This window comes from Paenibacillus sp. FSL R5-0766, from assembly GCF_037971845.1.
Classification (GTDB): Bacteria; Bacillota; Bacilli; order Paenibacillales; family Paenibacillaceae; genus Paenibacillus.
The window spans coordinates 4312727-4333023 of record NZ_CP150227.1; the positions used below are offsets into that span (position 1 = coordinate 4312727).

The window sequence follows — 20297 nt, forward strand, 5'->3', positions numbered from 1 at the left end:
TTTCGTTGTTGTCCATCTGCATTGATCTCCCTCCAGCCATGAACGATTGTATTGATTTCAGTCTTCAAAAATATAACATACCACACTAACGAATAAAAAAAACACTCCGGCTATCCTCTAACCTGTCTTCAATGAATAAGATGCACTTATTATTGAAGGATCAGGCTATAGAACACCAGAGTGTTATAAATTCATAGGTGTTCAGACGCTTCACAAGCATCCGAAGTTTTCATTTTCATCACAAAAATCTGTATTGAGCTTCTATTAATCCATTATAGACGCCTTGTTTTTGGATCAGCTGCTCATGGTTACCCTCTTCTTTAATTTCACCATGATCCAGGACGATAATGTTATCTGCATTCCGGATAGTTGAGAGACGGTGAGCGACCATAAAGGACGTTCTTCCCTGCAACAGCACCTTCAACGCTTCCTGGATTTTAAGCTCTGTCTCCGTATCAATACTGGCTGTAGCTTCATCCAGAATCAGTATGCGTGGATCAGCAAGCAGCGCACGGGCAAAGGATAACAGTTGTCGCTGTCCCATGGATAATACGTTCCCGCGTTCCTCGACTTCAGTATCATATCCGCCAGGCAGCTTCATGATGAACTCATGTGCATTGACTGCTTTGGCTGCGTCCTCCACCTCTTCATTCGTTGCATCCAGTCGTCCAAATCGAATATTGTCACGAATTGTACCCGAGAAGATGAAGGTATCCTGTAATACAATGCTGATCTGGCTGCGTAAACTCTCTACCGTTACATCCCGCACATCCTGTCCGTCAATGGTGAGACGTCCGCCGGATATATCATAGAAACGACTGATCAGATTGATGATTGTACTTTTACCCGAGCCCGTATGACCAACAAGTGCAATCGATTGTCCCGCAGCCGCCGAGAAGCTGATCCCTTTCAGCGCCTGTCTGCCCTTCTCGTATTCAAACACCACATTTTCGAATGCGATATCTCCTTTAATAGAAGGAAGTGGCTTGGCACCTGGTTTATCCGCAATACTTGGTTTTTCATCCATGAATTCGAAGATACGCTCCGATGATGCCATCGCAACCAGCAACTGATTGTACATCTGTCCCAGACGGTTGATTGGGTCCCAGAAGTTGCCGACATAGTTGGCAAAAGCAACAAGTAATCCCACAGTCAACTGACCTTCCTGAATCAGATAAGCACCAAACCAGAAAAGGATTAATGTACCGAATCCACCGGTAATCTCAATCAGCGGTCCAAAGCCCTGGTTCATCGCTGATGCTCTATCCCATGACTTTTTGCTGGACAGATTCATGTTGTCAAAATACTTCATGTTCTCTTTTTCCTGTGTGTAAGCCTGAGTCACTCGAATCCCCTGAATGGATTCATTCAAGTGGGAGTTAATCCGAGAGTTCTTCATACGCACATCCTGCCAAGCCCGACGGATCAGCACCCGCAGTTTGGTCGAGATGATGAACATGATTGGCACCGTAATGATCACGGCAAGACCCAGTTTCCAGTTAATCAACAGCAAGATCACAATGATCCCGAGCAACTGTACGCAGTCGATCATGACGTTAACTGCACCATTGGTGAACAGATCCTGAAGGGAGTTAATATCATTCGTAACACGAACCAGTACCGAACCTGCCGGTCTTTTGTCAAAAAAGTTAAAGGACAGCTTCTGGATATGCTTGAACAGATCCGAGCGAAGATCATAAATAACGCGCTGTCCGATAATGTTCGTCAGTTTGATCCGGTACGTATTGGCTGCCCATTGAATCAGATACAACACAAATATGGAGCCTGCGATAAGATAAAGCATAGTCATGCTTGGCAACCCCGTTGCCGGTGCGATGGCCCGGTCAATCGCCAGACTGATCAGAAAAGGTACGGACAATTTCGTAATGGTACCCAAGATCATCATTAGAATAACGAGTGGTAACAGTTGTTTTGCATAAGGTTTCATGTATGCAAATAAACGTCCGAACTCTTTCCAGTTAAACGGTTTTTCAATAATTTCATCATCCTGATACACAAATCGTTCATTCAGTTTCTTCTCAGAGGCCACTTTTGCCTCGCGCCTGTCTGCTATCGTTTCGGCACTCATGAATTCACCTGCTCCCCAGCCTCCCGCTTACCGCGGGCAATATAATCTGCATATTGAATTTTATAAACATCCTGGTATGGTCCAGGCACTTCAATGAGTTCGGTATGTTTGCCACGTTGTACCACGCGACCTTCATCGAGCACCAGAATCTCATCTGCATGTCGTAGTGAAGATATCCGGTGTGCAATAATAAATGTCGTTCTGCCGCGCATAACTTCCTGGAAACCGGACTGAATTTCGTGTTCTGTCTCCATGTCCACGGCGCTGGTTGCATCATCTAGTACCAGAATTTTCGGATTTTTCAGCAAAGCCCTTGCGATCGCAATCCGCTGTTTCTGTCCACCCGATAAACCCATACCGCGCTCACCAACCACCGTGTCATATCCATCCGGGAACTCCATAATGAAGTCATGAGCCTTGGCCAGCTTGGCTGCACGGATGATCTCATCCATGGTGACATTCTTAAGCCCGTAGGAAATGTTATTGCGAATGCTGGATGAGAACAGGAATGTTTCCTGGAAGACAGAAGCGATCTGACTCCGCAAACTGCGAATACCTATATCTTTAATGTTTTTGCCATCCAGCTTGATCGTTCCCGAGTTGACGTTATAGGCACGCATCAGAAGCTGAATGATGGTCGATTTACCTGACCCTGTACCCCCGAGGAAACCGATTACAGAACCGGGGGCAGCATCAAAATTAATATCGGTTACCGCTGGCATTTTGTTGCCGTAGGCAAAGGTAACGGATTCAAATGTCACATGGCCGTTCACCTGGTCTGCCTCCACAATGACCGGATCTTCCGTTTCTTCCACATCCACTGGCGTATTAAGCAGTTCGAGCACCCGTTCACCTGAAGCTTTGGATTGCGTATAGTTGTTGATATGGAACCCAAGGTTCCACATTGGACCGATTATGTACCAGATCAAACTGAAAAAGGCAACGAGTTCACCGAGTGTCAGCGTCTTCTGTATAACCATTCTTCCACCGATTATCAGCAACAGCACGATACTCACCGAAGCAAGAATCTCCATGATCGGAAAATAACGACTCCACAATGTTGCGGCATGAATCTGATTTGTCTTGTAACGTTCATTACGTGTAGAGAATTTCTCTACTTCATAAGGCTCACGTGCAAAGGATTTTACCGTACGTACACCAGTGATATTCTCCTGTACCGCTGTCGTCAATGAGCTGAGCGCCAGCCGCATCTCCTGAAACGCAGGGTGAATTTTGGATTCGAATCTCAGCGCAACGAAGGCAAGTAATGGGATGCATATGAGCGTGAACAGCGTAAGCTGCCAACTCATGGTCATCATCATGATTGCGCCGAATACGACCATCAAAACCATGTTGAGAATCTGGGCGAAACCAAATCCGATAAAGTTACGGATGGCTTCCAAATCTCCCGTGAGGCGGGACATCAGATCACCTGTCTTGGCCGTATCATAATAACGGAAGGATAAAAATTGAAGCTTTTCGTAACATGCGTTACGAAGTCTGTACGCCAGGAAGTTACCCAAGCGTCCTCCAAAAAAGCCGTGTAAAAACTGCATTCCCGCTTTCAAAATAACTACACCTAACACAGTCAAAGCAATGATGGGAACGTCTTCAAAAGTTCGCGGAACAATAATATCATCAATCAGTATCCTCAGCATGTACGGATACACCAACCCAAGTGCGGTCGCTAAGGCGAGGAACAAGATTGATACAAATAAATACGTTCTCTTTTCCCAAAAAAAGGTTTGCAGTTGCCTAAGAACATCCATGTTTCTCCTCCTCTTATGTCGTTCAAAAATACTATGAACATTTATGAAGTTTATCACCGTACCCCATTCGCGGCAAAGCGAATAACAGACCATATTCTGCCTGCTTTCAGCTTATTGACGCATTAACGAAGGTAAATACCCACCTTTCAATCAAATGTTTGAATATTCTCTTTATTTCAGGTTGTTCGTACCAAAAAAAGGCTCCCTATATGCCTTTTCGGCAGGGGCCTTTTTGGGTTGATTTTCGCAACATTTTCAATGTGTTGCTGTATCATTCATTTTGTTTTACAAAGACTTCCAGAGAATACGCGTTATGCCGTGATTTTAACTGCGTTCAATCTGTTCCAGTTGGTTAGACAAGCTGGTCCATTGCTCCGCCGGAATTCCGCTCTCCAGTGTATCTTGAATTCCACTTACCGCCTCGTCCAGACGTTCTTCCAACTGACGAGATTGGTGTTGCAAAGATTGAAGAAGCTGGTTGTCATAAAACTGAATCAGCTTGTCTTGTGCAGCAGGGAGAACTTCAATGATCATCTGTTTGAGGACAGGATCAAGTGCCTCCTGTAACCGCTGACGTCCATCCCCTTCGAAGAACTGTTTCGGATTGCGGAAATAATTCAAATAGTTTTTCCATCCGGACGGTTCTTCCAGACGAACTTCTTCAAGCACAGGTGTACTCCAGCGTTCGTTCAGTGGCAGTGACACATCCACGCCTCCAGATAACTGTCTCACCTCGTCTATACAATCCGTAACTTGCTTCATCAGCCAGGTCTGACCTGCCTGTTCAAGTCTGAGGGTGGTAGCAAGCAGTTCCTGCTCCAGTTCAATGGCAATCATGCGTAACAGTTCACGTCCACAGGCTGCAAAAGCCATCTTCAGATTGCCTCGATCCTCCCTAAGTACGGATGGATGGAATGCTTCTGCCATGAATAGACCAAGGCGATAGGCAAGCCGCTGCCGCACATGGAAGAGTAATTCTGCTGTTTCCTGTGACAGTTCTTCCTTCATGGATCGCTCTGCAAGTCGCTGTATGCGCTGGCGTGACTGTCCCTGGATCGTCTCCAGTTCATCCCGCCGCTGCTGCAATACTTCCTCACCCTGAGCTGCATCCTCGGCACGCTTCTTCAACCGCTGAATGACACGTGCCATCTCTTCGGAAGCTCCACCTACAGCAAGATCGGCTAATTCTCTGCCTGCAAATTGGTTGAACTCTTCCTCAAAACGGATAAAACCGGATTGCTCAAGTAGCTTCGAATCCCCTGCCATCTTGCCTTCCATCGCCAGTATACTGGATACCGGGAAGAGTCGTGGTGCCCGAATTCCATTACTGCGCAGTTGGGTGCTCACATGATCGAGAACCTGCTCCAGTTCTTCCTCAGAGGAAGACAAGTCACTGGCATTCACAACAAAGAACATCTGATCCATGGCAGAACTATCTTTAACACGTCCCAACTGATTCAGGAACTGGCGATCTCCTTGGGAGAAAGCATGGTTGTAATACGTTACAAAAATGAGTGCATCCGCATTCTTCATATAATTGAAGGTTACACCCGTATGACGAGCATTCACGGAGTCTGCTCCTGGTGTGTCTACCAATACAATGCCTTGTTCAGTCACATCGCAACTGTAGTAGAGATCGATACTGTCTACAAAACAGGACTTTTTCTCGTTTGCGACAAAGTTACGATAACCGTCCAGATCCACCAGCACATCCTGACCTAACTGGTCCGCTGTTTCTTCCCAGCCGGCTGCTGCGGCCTGCAAAAAGCTGTAATGCGGGCGCCCAGCGGGGTGTACATCCTGTGGTGAGAGGGAGCGTACTCGCTTCTGCCACTCCGCTCCAGGCTCACCGAGTCCGAGCAATCGGAAGGAATAGGCGAGGTCTTCCTGGAAGGCGTCCCGGGTCTTCATGCGGACCCGGGCTGTTCCATGCTCCGCGCCACCGGCAGGAGCCATGATTCGGTTAATCGCCGCTGTCGTTGGATGCGGCGAGACCGGTAGTACAGCTTCGCCCAGCAACGCGTTGGCGAAGGAGGATTTGCCGGCGCTGAATGCTCCGAACAGCGCCAAAGTGAACGTGCCACCCGCAAGCGAAGCCGCGCGTGCACGCAGATCCCGTACCGCCGACCCCATGGCGGGGTACGGCTCCACCAGCGCAGCAGCGGCTTCGAGTCGTGCCGCTGCTGCGTCCAGGCGCCGGCGGCGTTCAGCGCCAGCCGCCGACGATGGCCCAGGCACCGCCGCTGCGGATGTGCGCTGCGCTGGCGGTGCCTCAGGCGTCTGTGGCTGCGCAGCCACAGACGTTGACGTGCCCGCATGCGAACCGGGAGCTTCACCCGGTTCAGGCACCGCGGGCACGTGCGGGCCCTTCACCTCCGGCAATAGCCCGGAGGGGAGGGGGCCCGCATCAGGCAGCAGGCTGCGCAGCCCTGCTGCCTCTGCGGCGGCGCTGCGCTGGAGCGCCGTGTAGCGCGCCGCCGCCGCGGATTGCGCCAGCAGCGCTGCGCGGCTGGCGTCCAGCGCCTGGAGCGCGGCTTCGCCTTGCGCTGCCAGCGCTTCCAGCATGCGGTCGGCCAGCATCATGGCCGACTTGCGATAGCGGGCCTCAATCTCGCCCCGCACATCTTTACTGAACTGAATCACATACTCTGGAGATACCTCTGCACTGGCACTGCGTTTCATCTCCAATAGTGCTTCATCTACAGCAGGCAGCTCCGTATTCAGCGCTTGCTCCCACTCCGCTCCCCATAGCTGATGGGATTCACCGAGCTGTCTAAGCATCGTACGAATATGTACCTCAACTTGTCCGGAAGTCTGATCCTGTAACAGTCTGACCAACTCAGAAGCACGGCGTTGTTTCTCCTGCTCGGTTTTGCCACCTGAGAACAATAAACCTACCCTGAAACCTGGTTTGCGGCTCTCCAAATAGGCAGCAGCAGACGCACGAATATCCGCAGGTGTAAGATTTGCATTTGCCAGAAGAGGTTCAAGCTCCGCCCGGAACTTCTCACGCACTCGCGAAGGCCCCGTACGAATGTCTGCTGCTTGTTGATCAAGAAGCTCCAACTCTCGTTCCAAACGTTCAATTCCTTCCTTGCCACCAATCTCATCCAGCAGGGAATTCTCTTCGTCTTCACGTTTCTCCGCTTCTCTCGTCAGATGTTGCTCCGTTACATGACTGGCCGAACTTGCCAAACTGTGCGTAATTAACGCTTCCTTCTCTTGCATCATGTGTCCAATGAGTTCCGGAAGCACATCCCACTGGTTGTAGCGATGCTGCTTGTCGCGGAGGGAAGTAAACAACAGTCCGTCATATCTGACTTCCCAGGCCGCAAATATAGCTTCGACACCTTCGGTATATTGGTCAAAAGAGAGCTCACGCTCCCGATGCTTGTCGATCTGGTTCACGATCAAAAACAACGGTTTGCCCCAATCCGACAGACTCTTGGCAAATGAAAGGTTTGTCTCGGACTGGACATGATTATAGTCCATGACATAGAACACCACATCCGCCAGATGAAGCGCTGAATGGGTTGCGAGACTATGTCCGCGATCTGTTGAATCCACACCTGGTGTATCCAGCAGGACAGCATCATCTTTCAGCAGAGGAATATCATCCCATACCTCAATTGAGCTGTAAGCTCCACCATTTTTGCAATACGCCTCCAATTCCTCTGGAGAAACTTCAAGTGTTCCTGCTCCATTGTCAGCGCTTACGTTTGGCGTAGTATAAATAAGCGCTCTTGGCTTACCATTACGTATGGATACCACATTTGCACTTGTTGGCACGGGACTTGAAGGCAGGACCCGTTTACCGCATAAACTGTTGATGAGACTCGATTTGCCTGCAGAGAAATGACCACAGAACGCAATCGTCAGATGTTTCATTTCCGCCTTGCTGATTAAATCCGTTATAGCCTGTACAGCCGTATGGTCCCCTGTCTGCTCCATCGCTTCACGCAGCGGAAGCAGAGGTTTGGCCATTTCTTTTGGGTAATCTGTTCTGGACATGACTGGCCTTCCCCCTGGCTCCTCTAATTTGACATCGGTTTCGACGTCTATCTCTTTTACAACATTTATTTTAACATTATCAAGTTTGAATTTGAACGGTTGGAATTGAATATACATAAATGAACGTATACGTTCTATAATCTAAAAAAAATAAAACCGAACAAGTCGGTTTTATCTGTAATACGTTTTATACTCGGTATTTAGCAAATGCTTACGCCAAGTGTCTGTTGCATGAATGCGATGCGATCACCGTAACCACAACAATCCTCATGACATTAATACAACAGAAACAATAGTGTAATCACTTCTTATGAAACTGCGTTCTCCATGGAAGGCAGCAAGATTTCAAATACTTGTCCATGTTGCAGAATTGTAATGTCTCTGCCTTTGTCTCTCATAACAACAACTTCTGGTTTAACGGACATACGCTCCAGATAATGTTCAGGCACATCGCCAGAGTGGCTTACTGTGATGCCTTCTACTTCTTTTTCTTCATTTTCAGCCATTTCCTGTTCAACGATTTGTTCAAAGATATCGGAGAAGGCCTCAAAATTGTCAGTGTACACGGAAATGCATTTCATGATTATTCATCCTTTTCTGCTCATTAATTTATTTTTCGTTTTCGGGTGGTGACACGTTCCTTATCTTTCCTGATTTGGGACGTTTTCATACGTTTTTTCCCTTCCCTGCATATGTCCAGCAATGGACAGATATGACACGCAGGGTTCTGTGCCTTGCAATGGTAGCGTCCAAAAAATATAAACCGGTGGTGAGTTAAAGTCCACTCATCCCGGGGTACGCGCTTCATTAGTTTCTTTTCGACTTCAAGTACGGAGTCATCCCAACCTGCAAGCGCCAGCCGCTTGGATACACGTTCAACATGAGTATCTACCGCAATTGCCGGTACTCCAAACGCATTGGAAACAACTACATTCGCGGTTTTCCGCCCGACACCTGGTAGCGTCACAAGCTGATCATGTTCCTGCGGTACATCACCGCCATACTGCTCTATTAAAATTCGGCACATGTTCTGAATATGCTTGGCCTTGTTCCGGTACAAACCGATTCGCCGAATATCCTGTTCCAACTCTTCGAGAGGAACCGCCAGATAATCTGCTGGGCTTCTGTACTTCTGGAACAAATCTGCGGTTACCTTGTTCACCGTTTCATCCGTGCACTGGGCAGACAAAAGGACAGCTACCGTCAATTCAAATGCATTGCTGTGATTTAATTCGCAATGTGCATCAGGAAACATTGCTTCCATAGTTTCGAGTATATGTCTAACCGTCGCTGCATTCATGAAGAGCTACCTCCCACAAAATGACCCCACTCTGCGGAGCCTTACTTCGAAGCTTCATCCAAGTACTTTGCGGGGATCTCAAAAAGCTTGCAAAAAAAACGTCTTGATGCGGGAAAGATCCCGTATCAAGACGGTCATTCTTTTGATCCTCGAAAAGAAACGATTACTGTTTTTGAATCTCCAAAATAACATTGTTCAGGAGATACAATACAATATTATCATTATCTCTGAGAGATTGCACGCTTAAAGTATTGTCACCCTGGTGAACAAATACACTTGATCCGAGTGCAAAACGATAGTTCGTGTCTGTTGTTGTTTCCCGTTTAACCAAAATCTGGTTACCTACACCATCATAAGACCAGAATTGTTTACTCATGACAGTCAGCACTCTGAAGCGTGTTGAATTATCCGTATCTTTTGTCATTTCGACACGATCTCCAACCGTAAGACTCGTCAGTGAAGCTAAGGTAGAGCCAGATTTCACGACTTTAACAGAACCGCTAACAGGCACGGTTTCAGTCTGGCCGTTAAACTGTTTGAGCGTTACAGATGAAGCATCCACCGCTGTAACTTCAGCCAGCGTACGCTTCACGACTTGAACCGCTTTTGGCGTAGCTCCTTCAAACGTTACATTAATCAGGTTGCCTGCTGTCAGTTGTGAAGGCGTGATCGTCTGACCACTCTCTCCTGTCAGTACGGCTTGATCCACGTAGAACTGACTTGTCAACAGATCGGATTTTACACGAATACGACTATTTGCTTCCAAGGCAACCACTTCGAATTGAGCCACAGTGTTCAGTGCAACCTTCTGCACTACATCCTGATTTGCTCCAAGCGTTACGGTCACTTTGTCACCAATCTTCAAATCTCCCAGACTTGCGCCCGATTTGTTATAGATTTCAACCGTAGGTGCTGTAGTATAAGGCACTGTAATCGTCTGATTACCAGACAACACACTGATTTTCTTGCCAGAAGTATCAATGTTGCTGATCGTACCTTCATACTTGTAAATCACTTTAATGGACAATGCACGTGTTCCCACATAGGTCAGATCCAATTTGCGGCCATCATTTAAGAATGACTCCAGACCAGCCAGTGTAGGTTTGGTCGTATTGTAATCTAGTTTGGTTTTCTCATCCAATGTAAATACAAACGGTTTCTTGTTGTTGTCCAACACGGTAAGTACCTTTGTTTTGCTGTTGTAAGATACAACCGTTACTCCGTTCATAGGTTCCATTTGACGTCCAATCACCTGAATACGCGTTACCTGGTCGTCAGAGTTCAATGTCAACTCCACCTGATCCCCGTTCGTTGCATCCGTGATGAGATCATTCAGCGTTGCATCCTGAATGCCATTGATAATGACTTCTGGCTTTTCAGTCAGCAGTTTCGCCTCAAGGGAACCCCCTTCACGTTTGAACGTTAACGTGGACTGGTTGCCACCGATCTCAACCAATGTTCCGCGCACAGATTGCTCCACACCTTGAGACAATGTAATAGTTTGCAAGACACTGTCCTTTACGGTGTATTTCACGGCACTGCCGGCTTTGAGATCAGCCACTGACATGATACGGTTTTGATATGTGATAAGCAGATTGTCATTGTATGCAAACTGCTCTGTTGCACCCGCTGCATTGACAAGTTTGATCGTTTTGCCAGAAGTGGATACTTCAGCAACTACGCCATTGTCACTCTTGTTAACAATGCCGGATTTCACACGAATAGCAACTGTTTTTTTGTCAGTCGAGAACGTCTCACGCAGTACTTCGATGATGCTATCTGCCGTAATATCGGATAGTTTGATTGCATTACCATTCTGATCGATGAATGCAGTTGCCTCATCATAACTGTACGTTTCGTAATTCTCGCCCACAAAGATACCAATTTTATTACCAGACAATGAACGTGCAAATGTACCTTCAACACTTTCCACCTGCGGTGTAGCATCAACAACTTCCACATAGGAAGCCCCACCTGCAGAACCTACAACCATAACTTTCGTATATAGCTTCACATCTGTGGAGGAAACACGAGTTTCACTGTCTTTCGTAAAGTAAGGTGTACTGCTGTTCACTGCGAAGTTAACGGCTTTGCCGTCCACAACCAGCGTGATCTGCCCATCTTTCAATCCTGTCACATAACCCGTGGATGTGTTCGGGTACGCTGTATCCGTTAACGATTCACCACGACTGAAGAAGGTAGCCAGTTGAGCACGGGTTACGGAACCGGTTGGATTGAATTTGTTGCCTTCCACACCTTTGGCCAGATCCAGGCTAACAGCCAGATTAACATAACCTTTACCACTTTCGGAAATACTTGCATTATCAGCAAATCCGGTAGATTGATTGTTTTGTGCCTTCGCTTCAGCATCCTTGTCCAATGAACGGATTAACAATTTCGTAATCCATTCCCGTGAAGCCGGTTTTTGACCCCAGGATGTCTTGGATACATCCACCGTTGATTCTTCCGTTTTGTCAATCAGTCCCAGTTGAAGTGCCAGCGCGACATATGGCTTGAAATAATTTCCCACTTCCATGTTTGTCGGTAATGCCGCAGCCGTGTCGGTATTCAACTGGCCCTCTTGATTCATAAAACGGATTGCCATCGTTACGGCTTCTTGCTGTGTTACCGCGTCTCCTGGACGGAACAAGCCGTTGTTACCGAGAAGAATGCCTTGATATGCCAGTTTGTACACATGTTTTTCAGCCCAGTATCCGACCTTGATGTCACTGAACAAACCAGTTGGTGCAGCCGTATTTATTATTGCAGCAGTCTGACCCTGCCCCGTTTCTGTTGATTCTGCTGCCATGGCAGCTCCGCCGGCGCTAAGGGCCATCATGCCTGCAAGCACGGCTGATACTACTTTTTTAGAGTGTGATGGATTGTTATATTTAAAAGTCACCTATGATTCCCCTCTCTCATGTAAAACGACCCATATTCCGTGGATTCACGGTACAACAGCAAGCTGTACAGCCTATTCGGATCTTGTCATTGGATGTTCAAGATCCACATGGCCCATCAGACTCTCCGTTTGCTGACCATCCACCAGTAAATCAAGTGATTTTACTTCATCAAACTGGAAGAACGTTTGTTTTAGAGCATCCAGCGCATACGATTCTCCACCTGCTCCAAGACGTGCCGTATCTGGCATATGAATATCCAGCGTAAGAGCTCCATCCTTGAACTGAACAGACTTCAATTCAATTTCTTTAGACCACAGCGGAACAAGTTTAGCGTCTTTGCTCTGTTGCAGTGATTCAAAGGCAGCTTTATATTTGGCATCATCTGATGCGTATGAAATCTCAGCCGAAGCTTTGTGCAACTCCAGTTCTTCTTCATCCGTATAGAATACAGTGATCGTTTTCTTTTCATTACTTTCCGAAGTTGCTGGTGTTTCAGTAGACGTTCCGCTAGGCGGAGTGGTCACTTCCTCTGAGCTGCCTTCCGTGGATTCTGTAGGTGTTGTGTTCTCTTCAGGTTCAGCGGTTGCCGGTTCGGTAATTGTTTCGCCTTCAACCTCGGTCACATTAGTTTCAGTTCCTGCGCCTTGCGTCTGATTCGGAGCAGCTGTTGGCTTGCTTCCACATCCAGCAGCAACTGCCATAACTGTTACCAGCAAGGCTGCAATCCATATTTTCTTGTTCATTCTAACTCCGCCTCCTCAACATAAGGGCTTGTCCCTTATTGAATTCCCAGATACTCCTTGATTCCTGCAACAATACCTTTGGCTACACTGTTCTGGAAACTCTCCGTGAACAGGGCTGCTTCGTCGCTCTTATTGCTAAGGAATCCACCTTCCAGCAGAACTGCTGGCATTGTCGTTTCACGGGTTACATGGAGACTTGCCGTTTTCACTCCACGATCTTTCAGTCCGGAAGACTGCAAAAGATACTTGTGCATCACTGTAGCAAGTGCTTTGCTGTTGGAGCGTGTATAGAATGTCTCTACACCGTTCGCAGCAGTAGGGCCACTGTTAGCATGAATGGAGATGAAGATATCCGCTTTTATGTCTTGTGCAATCTTCACACGTTCTTTCAATGCCAAAAATGTATCATCGCTGCGCGTTAACACAACGTCAATTTTGGATTCTTTTTTCAACAAGGCTTCCACTTTCAGAGCCATTGCCAGATTGAAGTCTTTTTCACGTTTACCAGTTACACCGATTGCCCCAGGATCCTGATCTCCGTGACCTGCATCGATAACAACAACTTTTTTGCCATTATTACCAACCGGAGGAGCAGGAGTACCACTTTGATTGTCGAGGTTAATCATAACCAGTCCGGAATCATTTTGCACACTGTACCCTTTTGAACTGGACAGATCGATTACAAAACGAATTGTAGATGGACTGTTGCTGTATAACGAGTAACGAATCTTCGACACATCCGGATAGCCGCTAACGACGAGTTGTCCATTCTGGTTGCTGTCTAGAGCCTGTCCTTCACTGAACGAATCAGCAAATGCGGTATCCGGCAAGTCTATAACGATTCGATCTGGTCCTGTCATCGTGAAGACGTTCGGCTTCGTACTTCCGCTTGTTGCAATCATGAAGCGGTTGTCGCTGAAGCTGATGCCGTTCACCAGTACAAGACCTTCCTGATCCGATCCTCCGCCTTCATTGCCAGAGTTCGGAGGTGTGGTTGTCCCGTTTCCGGAACCTGAATTCTGGGTAACTAATGTTACCGTCTTCGTGGTATTGTTCCAACCCACCTTAAGACCCATTTCCTCACCAATAAATCGGAGAGGTACGAGCGTAGTACCATTTTTCACGAGTGGCGGGGCATCCAGGTTTACGTTACTGCCGTTCACCGTTGCCGTCTTCTGTCCAACAATCATCTGCATGGCAGTGTTGTCTTTGCTAATAGTCACCGTTTGCGTTTGCTGCTTCCACTCCACGCTATACCCAAGATTTTCAGACACAACCCGGATCGGAACCATCACCTTGCTGTTGATAATTTCCGCTTTTGTATCCGATGGCTGTACGATTTCTTTTCCGTCTAGGATAATTTTCGTGTCTGTTGCTGCGTGACTATAGCCCGGGAATACGAGCCCAAAGACAAATAACAGTACCAAAAAACCGAACTTCTTCATCCTTCACCCCTACCATTCTCATATTTTTTTGCCGCATGTTGTCATTTCCAACTCCGACTGACCGCTTGGGCATTACCAGACACCTATTAGACGCCCTTCGCTCTCAAAAGTTGCGAATATATTCCAACATAACAGAAAAAAAACGTTGTCAGATCAAGCTTTTTTTACATTTTAATGTCTTCTTTTTTCCTTATTTATCAAGTATACATCTCCAAACAACGTAATACCCTAACCTTCATATTTGCGCACAACTCAACTTACAGTCCCAAAAATTCAACAATTCCGTCCACAATCGCCTGTGCACATTTGTCCTGGTATTCTTCCGTGAGCATAACTGCTTCATCGGTAGGGTTACTTAAAAAACCAAGTTCAAGTAACACAGCAGGCATGGTTGTTTCACGCGTCACATGCAGACTAGCCGTTTTAACCCCACGATCCTTAAGTCCTGTTACCGGCAACACATATTTGTGAAGAGTATCAGCCAATGTCTTGCTTTCTTTACGACTGTAGAGCGTTTCAATGCCGTTTGGTACCGGTGTAGTGAATTTGTTTCCATGAATGGATACAAAAACATCTGCCTGATTCAATTCTGCAATATCCACACGCTGTTTGAGCGAAAGTTCTGTATCATCCTGGCGTGTAATGACTGTTTGAATATTTGGGTATTGTTGAAGAATTGCCTGTACCTTCAGCCCTACAGCCAGATTGAAATCCTTCTCATAAGCTCCTGACAAACTCACTGCACCCGATTGACGACCACCATGTCCCGGATCAATGACCACAATCGTTTTGCCATCATTGGTAGGTACTGCCGGTTGGCTTGTCGGTTCTCCAATCGTGGCTGTCAGGTCAACGAGCAAGACATTGTTGTCTCCAACAGACCATTTGGCTGTAGCCGTCTGATTCAGATCCAGAACGACACGCACGGTAGAAGGCGATTTACTGAACATGGCATACCGGACTTTGGAGACTATGGATGAATCCGTAACGAGAATCTGTCCACTGCCATCCGGGTTAGAGGCTTGTCCCTGAATGAATTCCTCAGAAAATGTCGCTGAAGGCAGATCAACAATAATTCGGTCTGGCCCACCAATACTGGATACTTTGGGGCTAATATTACCGTTGGTTGCTACAACTAAGCGATCTCCGCTGAAGCTGATGCCTTGAAGTTCTGTCAAACCATCCGGGACTGGTGCCTCGACGGGGTCACTGTCACCTTCCGTTTCAACTACGGGAGGAATACTAAATAGGCTTACTGTCTTGGTTCCATTGTCCCAGCCAACACGCAGACCCATGCCTTCCCCAACAAAGCGTAACGGAACAAGCGTAGTTCCCTGTTTGATTAGTGGGGGCGAATCCAGGTTCACCACATTTCCATTCACTGTTGCTGCATCTTTGCCAGCCGTCATTTGAATCATGCTGTTTCCTTTTTGAACCAGGACTGACTGAGTTTCCTTCTCCCACTTCACCTTATAACCCAGGTTCTCGGATACAATTCGAATTGGAACCATGACCGTTTTCCCGATATTCTCTGCAGGTGCACCCGTCTGCTGGTTAATGATTACACCGTCGAGTACAATCGATGGAGTGGTGTCTGCATGGGCCATGATTGGGAATAAACATAGGAACAGAAGAAAAACGACTGCTGCCGACCATTTTTTCATACCTCATCCACCATTCTTTTTGTCTTTTGAACATCCGACCTGATTCTCTGCAGCGTAACATCAATGACAATATGTAACCTTCCATAATCTACTAATCAGTTTATCAGATATTGTCTGATCATCCGGTTACAACGTTGTCATATTTAGTCGGAAACTGAGTGGCAAAAAGGTTACTTTCTCCATTCGTCCAGTACCCGAAATCATATGGAAATTACATTTCTCATCCATTTTTGCTATGCTGAGTTCAAATACTTGAATACAGGAGACTGAGCCTTGATGCCTAAAATACTGATCGTGGACGATGAAGCAGATCTTCGAAAGCTACTGACTGATTATTTTGAAATTAACGGTTATTCCGTCATGACGGCCAAGGACAGCCGTGAAGCGCTGCGGAAAGTGGAAAAACAACCCGATCTCGTTTTGTTAGATATCAACATGCCTGAACAGAACGGCCTTCAATTATGTGAAAAAATTCGCGACTTTGTCTCTTGCCCGATCTTATTCTTAACGGCTCGAATCGAAGATGCTGATAAAATAGCAGGATTTCGTGCCGGAGGCGATGACTATATCCTGAAACCTTTCAGCATTCGCGAGTTGGGCGCCAGGGTCGAAGCACATATACGCAGGGAACAACGAATCCAAACTAAATCTTCGGTAAGGTTTAACAATGAATTGGTCATTGATTATACGGCCAGGGAGCTCTACTACCTGGATAAGCGAATTTCACTGCCCAAAAAAGAGTTTGATATTGTCGAATTGCTGTCCACGCATCCTGATATGGTGTTTGGAAAGGAACGCATATACGAAAAGATTTGGGGCATGGACGAGCAAGGTGACAGTAACGTCATCGCAGAGCATATCCGGCGAATTCGTTACAAATTAAAGGAATACGGCTGTGATAATCAAATCGAGACCGTTTGGGGAGTAGGCTACAAATGGCCAAGTTCATGACTAGACTCCTGTTTTTAAAGCGATTGTCCTTACTGCACTCTTTTATGCTGTTGTGTGTGGTCACACTCATTGCCGTGCTGGCCGTTATAACCATGGAGTTTGCTTGGGCGGAGAACCTGCGGCTGCGTTTCGGAGATACGGATTGGGTGATGCCCTCCCTCGTCACGGCGGTTCTGCTCACCGTAGCGACTGGTATTGTCACCATGGCCGTTCTATTTTACAGATGGAAGCTAAAACGTCCGCTGGAGCTATTAAAACGAGCATCCGAGAACATTTCAGCCAACGATCTAGACTTCCGCATTTCCTATGACAGCCAGGATGAGATGGGCGAGCTGATCACGCTATTTGAAAACATGCGCTCACAATTGGAAAAAAACCTTAAGACACTTTGGCGTTCGGTTGAAGAGCGCAAGCAGATCAATGCTATTTTTGCCCATGATCTGAGAACACCCCTGTCCGTGTTAAAAGGAAACGCCGAGCTTCTTGCCACCTATCTTCCCGAGAAGAAGTTGTCGGAAGAAAAGGTGCTGGACTTGATCCATACTATGAACCTTCACATCTTGCGTCTGGAGAGTTATGCAGAGGCCATGAACTCCATTCAGAGGCTGGAGGATGTGCCGTTGAACTTCCAATCGATGGATACGATCTCATTGACGGCTTTGCTGGATGGCAGCGCTGAACAAATCGCGAAACAGTTCGGTATTCGTTTCATTTCTTCCGTGGAATATGATAATGCCTCAGTACATGTAGATCCCTATCTCGTCATGCAGATTTTTGAGAATCTAGTGGCTAATGGGGCGAGATACGCAGCCAGTCAAGTGAACGTCCATTATGACGTTCAGGGAGGCATTATGAAGATTACCGTCTCAGAGGACGGTCCTGGTTTCTCTGACGAAGCCCTGAGTAAGGCTATACTCCCTTTTTACCGAGGCGAAGTATGGGATGCGAGCGAACATCGCGGGCTGGGCCTTTACGTTTGCAAGGTGTTTTGCGAAAAACATGAAGGTAGTCTTCGGATTGCAAACGGTCCTAACGGAGGTGGAAGCGTCACGGCAAGTATTAGGACCCAAGTTGATAAATAGTTGAAAATGATCTGATAACATCTCCTTATCTTGAATTCAAGGAGTGTTATCATGCTAAAACTGAAAAAAAGAATGTATATCACAATTAGCTGTTTGTTGTTATGTACCGCGTGGGCGTCCCCCTTATCCGCCAATGAAGCCAGAGACAGGACAGAAGTTCTGCAGGAGATCGACGAATATATGAATCGGAGCATGAAGACCAATCACATTAAGGCTGCTTCACTGGCGATTGCCAATAACGATGAGGTCTTTTACGCAAAAGGCTACGGGACATTTGCGGATGGCCAGAAGGTTACGGGCAACACCCCTTTTCCCATTGCTTCACTAAGCAAGTCCTTTACTGCATTGGCTGTTCTGCAGCTAGTAGACAAGGGTCGGATCAACTTGGATGCGACTTACGCTTCCTATTTTCCCGAGCTTTCTCCCCATGACCCCCGTGTTCTTGATATCACGGTCCGTCATTTACTGAATCAGACGAGTGGTCTTAATGACAAGATAAATCCCGATATGACAAAGACTCCGCAATTCCAATCGTTGGCTGAAACGAACCAATTATTAAACACGGTTCAACTTGCCCATATCCCCGGAACAGCCTACAGCTATCATAATCCCAATTACGTGCTGCTGGCGAACCTCGTGGAAAGTGTTAGCGGAGAGCGCTTTTCGGATTATCTGAAAAAACATATTTTTGAACCGTTAGGAATGAATCATACCTTCAGTGTCAATACAACGCAGCAATTCTATGAGAATAATACTATCCCTCTAGGACATTACCTGAGCTTGGGACGCGCTATAAGTCAATCCGAACCGCTTTGGTTCATTGAGGGCCCCGCCGGCATCGTTTCAACCGCAGAGGACATGTCCCTATGGATGCTTTCCCAATATAATGGCCGCCTCGTTTCCCCTGTGCTGATGAAACAATATCATACCGCAGGAGATATCAGTCCGTACGGCATGGGCTGGCTTGCAGACCAAGATGCATCTAACGGTCAAACGATCTCCCACAGCGGCATTTTATGGACTTACAAGTCAGAAGAACTGGTTTATTTGAACGAGCAAATGGGCATTGCCGTAATGTTTAATTCTGGTATAAACGCTTCTGTGAATTACTCTGCATTTATTGATGGAATAGCGGATATTATGAGGGGCCGAGAACCCCAAACCTCTTTTGTAAACGGTCGGAATATGGAAACGATTATGATTGCGCTGATCATCGCTACGCTTGCATGGGGCATCTACGGCTATTTCCACATACTTCGGAACAACCACCGCCTAACGATCAGCAAATTGATTCTGATCACGGTCGGAAGACTGATCCCGGTTCTAATTATCTTATCTCTGTCCCCCTTGGTTACGTTTATCGGCGGAGGACGTGTGCTGCCTTGGTTTGGCATCTGGACTACCCTATCAACTCCAATCATATGGCTTATGGTATGGTCACTAGTGAATTTCGTGCATTTGGCTTGTTATATCTATGTCTATTTTCAGAATACAAAAAACGACCGTTTGGATTCACCTCAGTAATCGATTTTTAGAGTCCTCTATTTAGGCAGCTGTTATTGTATCTGTTGAAGTATTCGGTTAAGAAAAATCAGGAGTTCTATGTATAGCTGACTTAAAAAGCTAATTTAGCTTATAAAATTACAAAAAGCTTCTGTCTCACCGATGGGAATAAGGTCCCTTTGGCGAGGCAGAAGCTTTCTGTTATGCGATACTTTAACGATTAACCGAACAGTTTTGCCGCGTGGCGTTGTTCGTAAGCAGCGATTTCATCATCATGTTGAAGAGTCAGACCGATATCATCCAATCCTTGCAACAGGAATTGACGACGATGCTCATCCAGATCAAAATCGATATGCAGTCCGTATGCATCAGTAATCGTTTTGTTTTCCAGACTTACATTCATCTCATAGCCTTCATGTGTCGCTGTACGTTGGAACAAGTCTTCAACTTGCTCTTCTGACAACTTGATTGGCAAGATTCCGTTCTTAAAGCAGTTATTATAGAAAATGTCTGCAAAAGATGGAGCGATCACACAACGGAATCCATAGTCCATAATTGCCCATGGCGCATGCTCACGGGAAGATCCACAGCCAAAGTTGGCACGTGAGATCAGGATGGATGCCCCTTCATAACGAGGTTTGTTCATTTCGAAGGAAGCATTATTGTTGCCCTCTTCATCAAAACGCCATTCATAGAACAAAAATTGTCCAAATCCGGTACGTTCAATCCGTTTCAGGAACTGTTTCGGAATGATTGCGTCTGTATCTACATTGACCCGGTCTACCGGTGCAACGATGCCTTGTAATGTTTTGAATTCTTCCATATTAAACGTTCTCC

At 46.6% G+C, this 20297-nt stretch carries 13 protein-coding genes; 3 read left to right on the plus strand and 10 right to left on the minus strand.

From position 1 onward, the window contains the following. Window positions 1-238 precede the first annotated feature (238 nt). The 9 genes from MKY66_RS18555 to MKY66_RS18595 form a co-directional block, all read right to left on the minus strand. Window positions 239-2089, minus strand: coding sequence for an ABC transporter ATP-binding protein (locus MKY66_RS18555; protein WP_036613270.1), 1851 nt, complete (start codon window positions 2087-2089; stop codon window positions 239-241). Further along, window positions 2086-3858: an ABC transporter ATP-binding protein gene (locus MKY66_RS18560; RefSeq protein WP_076209967.1), complete on the minus strand. Its 1773-nt coding sequence runs from the start codon at window positions 3856-3858 to the stop codon at window positions 2086-2088. Before MKY66_RS18560 ends, MKY66_RS18555 begins: the two co-directional genes overlap by 4 nt. A 324-nt stretch (window positions 3859-4182) precedes the next feature. Continuing rightward, entirely contained in the window at window positions 4183-7869 is a 3687-nt protein-coding gene (locus tag MKY66_RS18565) for a dynamin family protein (RefSeq protein WP_076209966.1), read from the minus strand. Window positions 7870-8177: 308 nt separating this feature from the next. Next, window positions 8178-8450 (minus strand): hypothetical protein, encoded by a 273-nt coding sequence (locus MKY66_RS18570; RefSeq protein ID WP_017687779.1) that lies wholly within the window; start codon window positions 8448-8450, stop codon window positions 8178-8180. Window positions 8451-8473: 23 nt separating this feature from the next. Further along, window positions 8474-9169, minus strand: a complete 696-nt coding sequence (gene nth, locus MKY66_RS18575; protein ID WP_036607558.1) for an endonuclease III — start codon at window positions 9167-9169, stop codon at window positions 8474-8476. A gap of 163 nt (window positions 9170-9332) precedes the next feature. Beyond that, window positions 9333-12071, minus strand: coding sequence for an S-layer homology domain-containing protein (locus MKY66_RS18580; RefSeq protein ID WP_076209965.1), 2739 nt, complete (start codon window positions 12069-12071; stop codon window positions 9333-9335). A gap of 72 nt (window positions 12072-12143) precedes the next feature. Then, window positions 12144-12815: a GerMN domain-containing protein gene (locus MKY66_RS18585; protein WP_076209964.1), complete on the minus strand. Its 672-nt coding sequence runs from the start codon at window positions 12813-12815 to the stop codon at window positions 12144-12146. 35 nt (window positions 12816-12850) lie between these two features. Next, window positions 12851-14260 carry an N-acetylmuramoyl-L-alanine amidase family protein gene (locus MKY66_RS18590; protein ID WP_076209963.1) on the minus strand — a complete coding sequence of 470 codons (1410 nt, stop codon included), beginning with the start codon at window positions 14258-14260 and terminating at the stop codon, window positions 12851-12853. 257 nt (window positions 14261-14517) lie between these two features. Continuing rightward, window positions 14518-15924 (minus strand): N-acetylmuramoyl-L-alanine amidase family protein, encoded by a 1407-nt coding sequence (locus MKY66_RS18595; protein ID WP_076209962.1) that lies wholly within the window; start codon window positions 15922-15924, stop codon window positions 14518-14520. A gap of 276 nt (window positions 15925-16200) precedes the next feature. Between MKY66_RS18595 and MKY66_RS18600 the strand changes: the two genes are divergently transcribed. The 3 genes from MKY66_RS18600 to MKY66_RS18610 are packed head-to-tail and all read left to right on the plus strand — an operon-like array spanning window position 16201 to window position 19481. Next, window positions 16201-16875, plus strand: coding sequence for a response regulator transcription factor (locus MKY66_RS18600; RefSeq protein WP_036607568.1), 675 nt, complete (start codon window positions 16201-16203; stop codon window positions 16873-16875). Beyond that, entirely contained in the window at window positions 16872-17957 is a 1086-nt protein-coding gene (locus MKY66_RS18605) for an ATP-binding protein (RefSeq protein WP_256704175.1), read from the plus strand. The genes MKY66_RS18600 and MKY66_RS18605 overlap by 4 nt, the downstream gene beginning before the upstream one ends. A 51-nt stretch (window positions 17958-18008) precedes the next feature. After that, the gene (locus MKY66_RS18610) at window positions 18009-19481 is read left to right on the plus strand and encodes a serine hydrolase domain-containing protein (RefSeq protein WP_076209960.1); all 1473 of its coding nucleotides are present in this window, start codon (window positions 18009-18011) and stop codon (window positions 19479-19481) included. Window positions 19482-19680: 199 nt separating this feature from the next. Here the strand turns inward: MKY66_RS18610 and leuD are convergent, their stop codons facing one another. Beyond that, window positions 19681-20283, minus strand: coding sequence for a 3-isopropylmalate dehydratase small subunit (gene leuD, locus MKY66_RS18615; protein ID WP_076209959.1), 603 nt, complete (start codon window positions 20281-20283; stop codon window positions 19681-19683). Window positions 20284-20297 lie beyond the last annotated feature (14 nt).

Excerpts from the sequence above, each read along its gene's own strand:
- MKY66_RS18555 (WP_036613270.1), bottom strand. The coding sequence starts at position 2,089 with ATGAGTGCCGAAACGATAGCAGACAGGCGCGAGGCAAAAGTGGCCTCT.
- MKY66_RS18560 (WP_076209967.1), bottom strand. The coding sequence starts at position 3,858 with ATGGATGTTCTTAGGCAACTGCAAACCTTTTTTTGGGAAAAGAGAACG.
- MKY66_RS18565 (WP_076209966.1), bottom strand. The coding sequence starts at position 7,869 with ATGTCCAGAACAGATTACCCAAAAGAAATGGCCAAACCTCTGCTTCCG.
- MKY66_RS18570 (WP_017687779.1), bottom strand. The coding sequence starts at position 8,450 with ATGAAATGCATTTCCGTGTACACTGACAATTTTGAGGCCTTCTCCGAT.
- nth (WP_036607558.1), bottom strand. The coding sequence starts at position 9,169 with ATGAATGCAGCGACGGTTAGACATATACTCGAAACTATGGAAGCAATG.
- MKY66_RS18585 (WP_076209964.1), bottom strand. The coding sequence starts at position 12,815 with ATGAACAAGAAAATATGGATTGCAGCCTTGCTGGTAACAGTTATGGCA.
- MKY66_RS18590 (WP_076209963.1), bottom strand. The coding sequence starts at position 14,260 with ATGAAGAAGTTCGGTTTTTTGGTACTGTTATTTGTCTTTGGGCTCGTA.
- MKY66_RS18595 (WP_076209962.1), bottom strand. The coding sequence starts at position 15,924 with ATGAAAAAATGGTCGGCAGCAGTCGTTTTTCTTCTGTTCCTATGTTTA.
- MKY66_RS18600 (WP_036607568.1), top strand. The coding sequence starts at position 16,201 with ATGCCTAAAATACTGATCGTGGACGATGAAGCAGATCTTCGAAAGCTA.
- MKY66_RS18605 (WP_256704175.1), top strand. The coding sequence starts at position 16,872 with ATGACTAGACTCCTGTTTTTAAAGCGATTGTCCTTACTGCACTCTTTT.
- MKY66_RS18610 (WP_076209960.1), top strand. The coding sequence starts at position 18,009 with ATGCTAAAACTGAAAAAAAGAATGTATATCACAATTAGCTGTTTGTTG.
- leuD (WP_076209959.1), bottom strand. The coding sequence starts at position 20,283 with ATGGAAGAATTCAAAACATTACAAGGCATCGTTGCACCGGTAGACCGG.